A 9753-nucleotide genomic window follows, 5' to 3' on the forward strand; every position below is an offset into this window, starting at 1 on the left:
CGCCCAGGCGCGGCTGCGCGAGGCGGGCATCGACTGCCCGGTGATCGTGTCCGCCGACGACGTCACCCGGGGCCAGCCCGACCCCGAGCCCTTCCTACTGGCGGCCCGGCGCCTGGGCGTGGACCCGGCCCGGTGCGTGGTCTTCGAGGACGCCCCGGCGGGCCTCGCGGCCGGGTGGGCGGCCGGCATGCGGACCGTGGCCTTGACCACAACCCACCCCGCCGGGGAGCTTCACGCGGACGTGGTCGTGCGGGACCTGTCGGCCGTGTCCGCGCAGGTCAGCGCCGCCGGTCTGATGATCGGGACGGACGGCAGCAACTGACCGCTGTTGTCCGGTATGTGGTCGAAAATCGTCCGCATACCGGACGACATTGATCGGTCAGGGGAGAGGTCTGCTTTACTTGGGCCCATGACCACGACGAGCAGCCGCACCCTTGCGACCGAGGCGACGATGACGCCCGGTGCTCGTTGTATGTGTCGAATGCGCGCCTTCTGAGGGCCCCTTCCCGCATCCTCGCGCCCCGAAGCGAGACGGCGGAGCCGCTCCGCCACCGCTTCCCGCAGCGCGGATCGTTCCTGCCCCATGCACGCGTCGACATGATCATTTTCTGACGGTTCGACCCGTATCGCGTCCCCAGATGTATGCCCCGTGCCCGGCACCGCTGCGCCGCGCACTCGACAGCGACGGAAATCCTGTGATCACCACATCGGGCCTCACGAAGGTCTACCAGTCCCGTGGCCGCGAGGTCACCGCCCTGGACGGCGTCGACCTCCACGTCCGCGAGGGCGAGGTCTACGGAGTCATCGGCCAGAGCGGCGCCGGCAAGTCCTCCCTCATCCGATGCGTGAACCTGCTGGAGCGCCCCACCACCGGCACCGTCAGCGTCGACGGGACGGACCTGACCGCCCTCGCCGGGCGCGGCCGCCGCGCCTCCAAGGAGCTCCGCGAGGCCCGCAGCCGGATCGGCATGGTCTTCCAGCACTTCAACCTGCTGTCCGCGCGCACCGTCCAGGGCAACATCGAGCTGCCCCTGGAGATCCTCGGCGTCTCCGGCCGCGAACGCTCCCGCAAGGCCCTCGAACTCCTCGACCTGGTCGGCCTCGCCGACAAGGCCAAGGCCTACCCCGGCCAGCTCTCCGGCGGCCAGAAGCAGCGCGTCGGCATCGCCCGCGCCCTGGCCGGCGACCCCAAGGTGCTGCTGTCGGACGAGGCCACCAGCGCCCTGGACCCCGAGACCACCCGCTCGATCCTCCAGCTGCTGCGCGACCTCAACCGGCAACTCGGCCTGACCGTCCTGCTCATCACGCACGAGATGGACGTGGTCAAGTCCGTCTGCGACTCGGCCGCCCTCATGAAGAACGGCCGCGTCATCGAGTCCGGCACCGTCTCCGAACTGCTCGCCACCCCCGGCTCCGAGCTGGCGGGCGAGCTCTTCCCGGTCACCGGCGCCGCGACCGGCCCCGACCGCACGGTCGTCGACGTCACCTTCCACGGCGAGGCCGCCGCGCAGCCGGTCATCTCCCAGCTGTCGCGGACGTACAACATCGACATCTCGATCCTCGGCGCCGCGATGGACACCGTCGCCGGCCGGCAGATCGGCCGCATGCGCATCGAGCTGCCCGGCCGCTACGAGGACAACGTGGTGCCGGTGGGCTTCCTGCGCGAGCAGGGCCTCCAGGTCGACATCGTCGACGCCGAAGAAGACGCCGGCATCGACGCGGAGCTCGACTCCGAGATCGCCGCACTGGTCAAGGATGGTGCCAAGTGACCTGGTCCGAGATGCAGCCCCTGCTCACCCAGGGCACGTACGACACCCTCTACATGGTCCTGTGGTCCACCCTGGTGACCGTCCTCGGCGGACTGCCCATCGGCATCCTGCTCGTCCTCACCGACAAGGGCGGACTGCTGCAGAACCAGCCGCTCAACAAGGTCCTCGGCGTGATAGTGAACATCGGCCGCTCGCTGCCGTTCATCATCCTGCTGATCTTCCTCATCCCCTTCACCACGGCCGTCGTCGGCACCTTCATCGGCCCCACCGCCATGATCGTCCCGCTCGCCATCGGCGCCATCCCCTTCTTCGCCCGGCTGGTCGAGACGTCCGTCCGCGAGGTGGACCACGGCCTGATCGAGGCCGTCGAGTCCATGGGCGGCTCCGTCCCCACCCTGGTCGGCAAGGTCCTGCTCCCGCAGGCCCTGCCCTCCCTGGTCGCCGGCGTCACCACCACCGTCATCACACTGGTCGGCTACTCCGCCATGGCGGGCGCCGTCGGCGGCGAAGGACTGGGCTCCAAGGCCATCACGTACGGCTTCCAGCGCTTCGAGACCGGCTTCATGGTCGCCACCGTCGTCGTCCTGATCGCCCTCGTCACCGTGATCCAGCTGATCGGCGACGGCGCGGTCCGCCTCCTGGCCCGCCGCGGCCGGACAGCCTGAGACCGCGGGCACCACGGACTTCCCCTCCCCTCATCGAGCCCGCACTTGTCGTGCCAGGGCCACCACCAGCAAGTCTTCGGAACTTGTTCAGCAAGAAAGGCACTCTTCGTGCGTAAGAACGTCAAGCTCACCGCCCTCGCCGCCGCCACCTCCGCGCTCGCCCTCGGCCTCACCGCCTGCGGCAGCTCCTCGGACCCGTCCTCCACCAAGGCCGACGGCGGCAAGACCGACGAGAGCAAGCCGCTCGTCATCGCGGCCTCCCCGAGCCCGCACGCCGACATCCTGAACTTCGTGAAGGACAAGCTCGCGGCGAAGGAAGGCCTGAAGCTCGAGGTCAAGGAGTTCACGGACTACGTCCTGCCGAACACCGCCACCGAGCAGGGCCAGGTCGACGGCAACTACTTCCAGCACAAGCCGTACCTCGACGACTTCAACAAGAAGAACGGCACGAACATCGTGCCCGTCGTGAACGTGCACCTGGAGCCCCTCGGCCTCTACTCCAAGAAGGCCAAGGCCCTCACGGACATCAAGCCCGGCCAGACCATCGCCGTCCCCAACGACACCACCAACGAGGGCCGCGCGCTCCAGCTCCTCGCGGCGAACAACCTGATCACCCTCAAGGAGGGCGTCGGCACCAGCGCCAAGCTGTCCGACATCACCGACAAGAAGGGCCTGGAGTTCAAGGAGCTGGAGGCCGCCACGGTCCCGCGCGCCCTGAACGACGTGGACGCCGCCGTCATCAACGGCAACTACGCCCTCGAGGCGAACCTGGCCCCCGCCAAGGACGCGCTGATCCTGGAGAAGGCCGAAGGCAACCCCTACGCCAACTTCCTCGCGGTCAAGAAGGGCAACCAGGACGACCCCCGGATCCAGAAGCTCGCCAAGCTCCTGAACTCCGACGAGGTCAAGAAGTTCATCGAGGAGAAGTACCAGGGCTCGGTCACCCCGGCCTTCGGCACCCCGCAGGCCTGACCCCCTTCCGGCCCCGCGCGCCCGGCCCCGCGCGCCCGGCGGCGCGCGGGGCCGAGCCGTGCCCGCTTCCGGGCAACCCGGCCCTGCACTTCCCCCGGGCGATGCTGCATGCTGTGGGCCTACGACCCGTACGACGGTCCGTCACCAACGGGCCCGCACGGGGTCGTACCGCACCACGGTCGCACCACGGTCCCAGGCTTGGAGCTGCGCATGACTACCACCTTCCCGGACGTCACCATCAGCACGGACCGGCTGGTGCTGCGCTCCTTCGAGGAAGAGGACGTCACCGCGCTCGCCGAGATGATGAACGACGAGCAGATCACCGCCTGGACCTCCGCGCCCCACCCCTACACCCTCGCCGACGCACACGCCTGGGCCACCGCGCGGTCCCACGCCGAACGCACCGAGGGCCGCGGCATCGTCCTCGCCGTCACCGAGTTCCTCACCCACCGCCTCGTCGGCATCGTCCACCTCCAGAACACCAACTGGCGCACCCGCGCCACCGAGGTCGGCTACCTCACCGCCCCCTGGGCCCGCGGCGAGGGCTACGCCAGCGAGTCCGTGCTCGCCGTCGCCCAGTGGCTCTTCCGCGACCAGGGCTTCGAACGCCTCGAACTGCGCACCGCCGCCGACAACACCGCCTCCCAGCAGGTCGCCCAGAAGATCGGCTGCATCAGCGAGGGCGTCCTGCGCAACGCCTGGATAGTGCGCACCCAGACCGCCGAGGGAACCTGGACCGACACCCGCACCGACCTCATCGTCTGGAGCCTCGTCCCCGAGGACCTCGACGACACGGACGGGTACGAGGACTACGACGGATACGGCGCCTACGCCGGCGGCACCTCCTTCGCACCGCGCGCCGAGGTGAACGGCTACGCCGTCGGCGCCGACTGGCACTGACCCGATGACCAGGTAGTCTCACCGTGCCCGCCCCCCTTGACGAAGCTTCCCCTGCACCCACACCAGGAGACTGACGACGATGGCCGACCGGGTCACGGTGATCGGCTGGGACGGCTCGCCCCTGACCGCGGCCGCCCGGTCCGCGCTCTCCGCCGCCACCCTCGTGGCAGGCGCCGCACACCACCTCACGCTCCCCGAAGTCCCGCACACCGCCGAGCGCGTCCGCCTCGGCAGCCTCGAGCTCGCCGCCCGCCGCATCGCCGGCCACCGCGGCACCGCCGTCGTGTTCGCCGACGGGGACCCCGGCTTCTTCGGCGTCGTACGCACCCTGCGCGCCCCCGAGCACGGCCTCGAGGTGGAGGTCGTCCCCGCGGTCTCCGCCGTCGCCGCCGCCTTCGCCCGCGCGGGCATGCCCTGGGACGACGCCCAGGTCGTCGTCGCCCACCCCCGCACCCTGCGCCGCGCCGTCAACGTCTGCCGCGCCCACGGCAAGGTCGCCGTCCTGACCTCGCCCGGCGCCGGACCCGCCGAACTCGCCCTGCTCCTCGGCGGGATCCACCGCACCTTCGTCGTCTGCGAGGAACTGGGCACCGACCGGGAGCAGGTCAGCGTCCTCACCTCCGACAAGGCCGCGGACCACACCTGGCGCGACCCGAACGTCGTCATCGTCATCGGCGGCGCCGGACAAGCCGCGGCAGGCGAGTCCGGCTGGCTGTTCGGCCAGAGCGCCGCCCAGTCCGCCGCGCAGAGCGCCGACCGGGGCTGGGCCCGCCCCCGCGCCGACACCCGGGAGGGCGAGACCGCGCAGCTGCGCGCGGCCCAGCTCGCCCGGCTCGGCCCCCGCGCCGGCGACCTCGTCTGGGACATCGGCACGGGAACCGGCGAGGTCGCCGTGGACGCCGCCGCCCTCGGCGCCGCCGTCATCGCGGTGGACGCAGACCCCGACGCCTGCGCACAGGTGGCCGCCGCCGCGCGCGAGCGGGGCGTACAGCTCCAGGTCGTGACCGGGCGGGCGCCGTACGTACTGGAGGACCTGCCCGAGCCCGACGTCGTCCGCGTCGGCGGCGGCGGGGCCGAGGTCGTCCGCGCGGTCGCCGACCGCCGCCCCGAACGCATCGTCAGCCACGCCTCCACCCGCGACGAGGCGGAGGCCATCACCCGGGCGCTCACCGAACACGGGTACGCCGTCGAGTGCGCCCTGCTCCAGTCGGTGGGCCTGGACCCCCGCACCTGGGCCGAACAGGACCGTTCCGTGGTCTTCCTGCTGTCGGCACAACGCCCTGTGACCCGCTGAGACGGGGGCCGGGGTAGGCTGGCCGATCGTCGTACCGCCCAGGACGATTCGGGCACCGCGACACCGCCGGAACGCGCGACGTGGCGCAGTCCACAACGGACCGCGGCGGTTATGGCCGCCACGCGGGCGAACGGGGCGCGACAATGCTTAGTGGTCGTCGCCGGGGCGTGCCGAGGCGGGAGCGCCGGACGGCGACCCGCACGGCAACTCCGCCCGTCGGCCTCGTGGGCGACCGGGCGATCGAAGAGGCAACACCGATGGGCGAGGGGTACGCATGACTGACACCGGCCAGGTCCCGGGCGAGGGTCTCCCGGACAACGCGGGCATGGTGGATCAGCAGGGCATCCCCGCTCCGGTCCGGATCCCGGCGCCGCTTCCCCCCGGCTACGCCTTCCAGGACCTCGTGGACGACCCGGCCGAGCCGGACGACGAGGAACTGCTGCTGATGCCGAGCGGCCAGGGCGCCTGGAGCGACCCGCAGGTCGTCCCGCCCGCCCCCGTCTTCCCCGCCCCGACGCAGCCGTACGCGGACGCGCCCTACGGCACCGAGCCCGCCTACCCGGGGGCCCCGGCGGCCTACACGGAGCCCGCCGCGTACTCCGGCTACCCCCAGCCGGCCTTCCCCGACCAGCCGGCCTTCCCCGACCAGCCGGCCTTCCCCGACCGGCCCGTGTTCCCCGAGCCGACCGGATTCCCGGACCAGCCCGGGTTCCCCGAGGGCTCCGGGTTCCCGGACACCTCGTACCGTGCCGACGCCCACGAGGCCGGCGGCCGCGACTCCGGCGCGCTCGACCTCGGCGGGCTCGTCGGCCCGCCCCCGGCGGAACCCGCCGCGCAGGCGGCCCCCTCGGCCCCGCTCCGGCGACCGCTGCACATGGGCCCGCCCGTGCCCGAGGCCACGGGCGGCGTCGTACGGTCCCTCGCGGACCGGGGCCCGGCCGCCGCCCCGGCGCCCGTCGCCCCCGCCGTCTCCGTACTGGGAACCCCGGCCGCGCCGACCCCCTTCCGTCGGCCGGGACCGCCGGCCACGGGTCCCGAGTACCTGGACATCCCGCGCGCGGAGACCGTCGCGCCCCCCGCACCGCAGCCGGGCGGGATCCCGCCGCAGACCGGTGCCGCGTGGGCGCCGGAGCCCGTACCCGCGCCGGAACCCGCCCTCGCGGCCGAGCCGCCGGTGGTGGCGGCGGACCCCGAGGACACCGCGTCGGCCGCCGAGGCCGCCGCGGCGGCGGAGCCGCAGCCCGAGCCCGTCGCCGTACCGGACGCGGAGCCGCTCGCGGCGGCCGCCCCGGAGCAGCCGCACCCGGCCGAGGCCCCCGCGGCCGAGCCGGTGGCCGCACCCGCAGAAACGGTGGTTCAGGCCCCCGAGACCACGGAGCCCCCCGAGGCCGTCGAGCCCCCGGAGGCCGTAGAGCCCGCCGCCGAGCCCGCTCCCGCGGACCCGGCCCCCGCGGACCCGGCCCCCGCGGACCCGGCCCCCGCGATGGCCGACCCGGAGCCCGAGCCGACCGCCGAGGCCGCCCCCGCGGAGCCGGTCGCCCCCGCGGAGCCGGTCGCGGCCGCGGAGCCCCCGGCGGAGCCCGCCGAGACCCCGGAAGCCGCCCCGGCGGCCGCCGAGCCCGTACCCGAGCTCATCGCCGTACCCGAGCTCATCGCCGTACCCGAGCCCGCTGCGGAGCCCGAGCCCGTCTTCGCGCCGGAGCCCCCGGCCGTGACCGAGCCGCAGGCCCCAGTCACCGAGCACGCCGCGGCCGCCGCGCCGTATCCGGCAGCCGAACCCGAGGCCGTCCCCGAGACGGTCGCCGTCCCCGAGCCCCTCGCCCTCCCCGAGCCGGCGCCCGCCGACGAGACCGCGCCCCAGGCGGACTCCGCCCCCCAGCCCGTCGCCGCCCCGCTGCCCGAGCCGGTGGCCCGCCCCGAGCCCCTCCCCGCCGCGGCCGCCGACGCCCACCCCGTCCACCCCGTACGCGAGCAGACCGGCGAAGCCGCGCCCGGCTACGCCGACGCCGAGCGCGAGGCCGTCCTGCGCGTGATGCGCGAGCGCCGCGACATCCGCAAGGGCTTCCGCACCGACCCCATCCCGCACGAAGTGCTGCTCCGCGTCCTGGAGGCGGCCCACACCGCGCCCAGCGTGGGCCACTCCCAGCCCTGGGACTTCGTCGTCATCCGCTCCGCCGAGACCCGCCGGACGATGCACGAACTCGCCGAGCGCCAGCGCGAGGCCTACGCGAAGTCGCTGCCCAAGGGCCGGGCCAAGCAGTTCAAGGAACTGAAGATCGAGGCCATCCTCGACACCCCCGTGAACATCGTGGTCACCGCCGACCCGACCCGCGGCGGCCGCCACACCCTCGGCCGGCACACCCAGCCGCAGATGGCCCCGTACTCCTCGGCCCTCGCCGTCGAGAACCTCTGGCTCGCCGCCCGCGCCGAGGGCCTCGGCGTCGGCTGGGTCAGCTTCTTCGACGAGCGCGAGATGGTCCGCGAACTCGGCCTCCCGGACCACCTGGAGGTCGTCGCGTACCTGTGCGTCGGCTACGTCGACGAGTTCCCGGAGGAGCCCGAGCTGGCGCAGGCCGGCTGGTCCCAGCGCCGCCCGCTCTCCTGGGTCGTCCACGAGGAGACGTACGGCCGCCGCGCCCTGCCCGGCGAGGAGCCGCACGACCTGCTCTCCGAGACGGTCGCCAGCATCCGCCCCCTCGACGCCAAGGCGCTCGGCGAGGCCTGGGAGCGGCAGAAGCGCATGACCAAGCCCGCCGGGGCCCTGGGGATGCTCGAAATCATCTCCGCCCAGCTGTCCGGCCTCTCCCGGGTCTGCCCGCCGCCGATCCCGGAGCCCGCGGCCGTCGCGATCTTCGCAGGCGACCACGGCGTCCACGCCCAGGGCGTCACCCCCTGGCCGCAGGAGGTCACCACCCAGATGGTGGCCAACTTCCTCGGCGGCGGCGCGGTCTGCAACGCCTTCGCCAACCAGGTCGGCGCCGAGGTCTGCGTCATCGACGTCGGCGTCGCGGGAGACCTGCCCGCGACCCCCGGCCTCCTGCCGCGCAAGGTCCGCCCGGGTACGGCCGACCTCTCCGTCGGCCCCGCGATGACCCGCGAGGAGGCGGTCGCCGCCATCGAGGTCGGCATCGAGACGGCCCGCGACCTGGTCGCGGCGGGCAACAAGGCCCTGCTCACCGGTGAGATGGGCATCGCGAACACCACCGTGTCCGCGGCCCTGATCTCGGTCTTCACCGGGGTCGACCCGCTGGAGGTCACCGGCCGCGGCACGGGAATCAACGACGAGACCCACGCCCGCAAGGTCGAGGTCGTACGCCGTGCCCTGGAGCTCCACCAGCCCGACCCGGCGGACCCCATCGGCGTCCTGGCGGCCATCGGCGGCCTGGAGCACGCGGCGATCGTCGGACTCCTCCTCGGCGGCGCCGCGCTCCGTACGCCGGTCATCCTGGACGGCGTCAGCGCCGGAGCGGCCGCCCTGGTCGCCCGCGCCATCGCCCCCGAGTCCCTGTCGGCCTGCATCGCCGGCCACCGCAGCGCGGAACCGGGCCACATGGCGGCCCTGAACACGCTCGGCCTGCGCCCCCTGATCGACCTGGACCTCCGCCTCGGCGAGGGCACCGGCGCCCTGCTGTCCCTCCCGCTGGTCCAGAGCGCGGCCCGCGCGATGCACGAGGTCGCCACGTTCGACTCGGCAGGCGTAACAGAAAAGTAGCCGCGGACCCCCGCCCGGGACCCCAACCGAGAGGCCACGCCCGCCCCCTGCCCCGACCCACGAGCCCCCCCCCACACGGGACGACGACCCGCGAGGTAAGTCCCGCCGGGGCTCCCGCCCGCGAGCGCATCCCCCACGGGGCCGCGCCCCCCAAGGTGATCCCCGCACAGGGGGGCGACCCATAAGGGAATCCCCACAGGGGGGCGCGACGCGCGAGGGGATCCCCACAGGGGGGCGACCAGGGAGGGCATCCCCACCGGCGGGCGCGACCAGGTGGGGGATTGCCACAGGGGGCGCGACCAGGGAGGGGATCCTCAGAAGAGGGACGCGACCAGGTGGGGGATTGCCACAGGAGGGGCGTGACCAGGGAGGGGATACTCCAGGGGGCGCTCCGACCCCCGCCCCCCGGGGACCCCACCCGCATCCCCCGAACCACCAGCC

The 9753-nt window shown here is 73.7% G+C and carries 7 protein-coding genes; all 7 read left to right on the plus strand.

Features of this window, described 5'->3' with window-relative positions:
* On the plus strand, nt 1-322 hold a 322-nt coding region (locus tag OTB16_RS38650), incomplete at its 5' end, for an HAD-IA family hydrolase (protein ID WP_267727557.1).
* A 373-nt stretch (nt 323-695) separates the two neighbouring features.
* Nucleotides 696-1769 (plus strand): methionine ABC transporter ATP-binding protein, encoded by a 1074-nt coding sequence (locus OTB16_RS38655; protein ID WP_267727558.1) that lies wholly within the window; start codon nt 696-698, stop codon nt 1767-1769.
* On the plus strand, nt 1766-2434 hold the full coding sequence (locus tag OTB16_RS38660) for a methionine ABC transporter permease (RefSeq protein WP_267727560.1): 669 nt from the start codon (nt 1766-1768) through the stop codon (nt 2432-2434). The genes OTB16_RS38655 and OTB16_RS38660 overlap by 4 nt, the downstream gene beginning before the upstream one ends.
* Nucleotides 2435-2542: 108 nt before the next feature.
* Nucleotides 2543-3406: a MetQ/NlpA family ABC transporter substrate-binding protein gene (locus OTB16_RS38665; RefSeq protein WP_267727561.1), complete on the plus strand. Its 864-nt coding sequence runs from the start codon at nt 2543-2545 to the stop codon at nt 3404-3406.
* Between the two features lie 210 nt (nt 3407-3616).
* Nucleotides 3617-4306, plus strand: a complete 690-nt coding sequence (locus tag OTB16_RS38670) for a GNAT family N-acetyltransferase (protein ID WP_267727563.1) — start codon at nt 3617-3619, stop codon at nt 4304-4306.
* Nucleotides 4307-4385: 79 nt separating this feature from the next.
* Nucleotides 4386-5600 (plus strand): precorrin-6y C5,15-methyltransferase (decarboxylating) subunit CbiE, encoded by a 1215-nt coding sequence (gene cbiE / locus OTB16_RS38675; protein WP_267727565.1) that lies wholly within the window; start codon nt 4386-4388, stop codon nt 5598-5600.
* A gap of 274 nt (nt 5601-5874) precedes the next feature.
* Nucleotides 5875-9312, plus strand: a complete 3438-nt coding sequence (cobT, locus tag OTB16_RS38680) for a nicotinate-nucleotide--dimethylbenzimidazole phosphoribosyltransferase (protein WP_267727568.1) — start codon at nt 5875-5877, stop codon at nt 9310-9312.
* The last annotated feature ends 441 nt before the right edge of the window (nt 9313-9753 follow it).

Source organism: Streptomyces antarcticus, assembly GCF_026627255.1.
Taxonomy (GTDB): Bacteria; Actinomycetota; Actinomycetes; order Streptomycetales; family Streptomycetaceae; genus Streptomyces; species Streptomyces antarcticus.

Excerpts from the sequence above, each read along its gene's own strand:
- OTB16_RS38670 (WP_267727563.1), top strand. The coding sequence starts at position 3,617 with ATGACTACCACCTTCCCGGACGTCACCATCAGCACGGACCGGCTGGTG.
- cbiE (WP_267727565.1), top strand. The coding sequence starts at position 4,386 with ATGGCCGACCGGGTCACGGTGATCGGCTGGGACGGCTCGCCCCTGACC.
- cobT (WP_267727568.1), top strand. The coding sequence starts at position 5,875 with ATGACTGACACCGGCCAGGTCCCGGGCGAGGGTCTCCCGGACAACGCG.